The 1,060-nt window shown below is 65.1% G+C and carries 2 protein-coding genes; both read right to left on the bottom strand.

Going from position 1 to position 1,060, the window contains the following annotated elements:
• Positions 1 to 66 precede the first annotated feature (66 nt).
• On the bottom strand, positions 67 to 648 hold the full coding sequence (locus Q7A36_RS40085) for a plasmid pRiA4b ORF-3 family protein (RefSeq protein WP_305109373.1): 582 nt from the start codon (positions 646 to 648) through the stop codon (positions 67 to 69).
• An 85-nt stretch (positions 649 to 733) separates the two neighbouring features.
• On the bottom strand, positions 734 to 1,060 hold a 327-nt coding region (locus Q7A36_RS40080; RefSeq protein ID WP_305109372.1), incomplete at its 5' end, for an IS66 family transposase.

The following is a 1,060-nucleotide window of genomic DNA, read 5'->3' as shown; positions in this document are numbered from 1 at the left end:
GTAATTGCTCAGGCCCTTGAAGTCCGGAGGCTAACCGGAAGGATGTGCGCTGGGTTGGCGCGGTGATCAGGCGTGCCCGGAGCGGGCTGCCAGGATTACGTCGGCGATGGCCGGATTGAAGTCCTCGGGATCAAAGTCATCGCCCAGCCACTCACGGCGTTCGGCGTGCTCTGGATGGGCAGGATCGGCGAGGACGTCGAGCAGCTCACGATAGCCCCAGGGGCCGCCACAATCCTCGGGCGGACATCTGCGCTTCCCGGCGGTGCAGACCGGACGGGACAGAGCCTCAACACTGAGCGGGCTCTTCTCGATGACGACGGCATGTTGCCAGTTGTCGCCAAAGTCGTAGGTGTAGGCGAAGCGGGTGACGCCTGACTTTGTCAGGCCGTTCAGGGTGACGCGGTTCTCGTCAGCGACATCGTCGACGGCGCGCCGGTCGCCGTACTGCCGGCCCTCGATGTCAAACGTGTGGAGATGGCAGTCCTCCCATCCCATGGCGGCCTGGATGGCGCGATGCAAGTCAGCGAGCGTCGTCGCACCGGGCACCAGGAGCCGGCGCCAAATGGGTGGTTTGGTGTCGCGCAGGATCACCTTCAAGCTGACCACCTTCCGGTTGACACCGTCCGTCGACTGCGCGGTCTTGACCATCAGCGCCTCCTGCCATCACGCGCCGCACTGGCTGCGAGCAACAAGCCTATCCTGTGCGTGATGGGGTGGTGGCGAGCAAGCGGGATCACGCCGCCGTCGGCAGGGGCTCTCCCCTGAGGGTAAGGCGGAGGGCCTGGAGAATGCCGAGGCCACGTCGTCGAGCGGTCTCGAGCACAGAGCGGACATCGGCATAGAGGTCAGCGCCCCAGACGGAGCGGAAGCCGTTGGTGACCTTGCGGAAGATCACGCAGGGCCGCAGCGCCTGTTCGGAGCCGTTGTTGGTGGGGGAGACCGCACGGTCCGTGAGGAAGACGAACAGGTTCTGCCGGAAGCGCTTGATGATGCGCTGGAGCTTCAGTCCCGGCTTGTTGTCCGGCACGATCTTGAGCAGCTCATCCAGCGCGCGCTGCAA

The organism is Paracraurococcus lichenis (genome assembly GCF_030657435.1).
GTDB classification, from domain to species: Bacteria; Pseudomonadota; Alphaproteobacteria; order Acetobacterales; family Acetobacteraceae; genus Paracraurococcus; species Paracraurococcus lichenis.
Note: the sequence above shows the minus strand (reverse complement) of the source record. Positions and strands in the feature narration are given on the sequence as shown.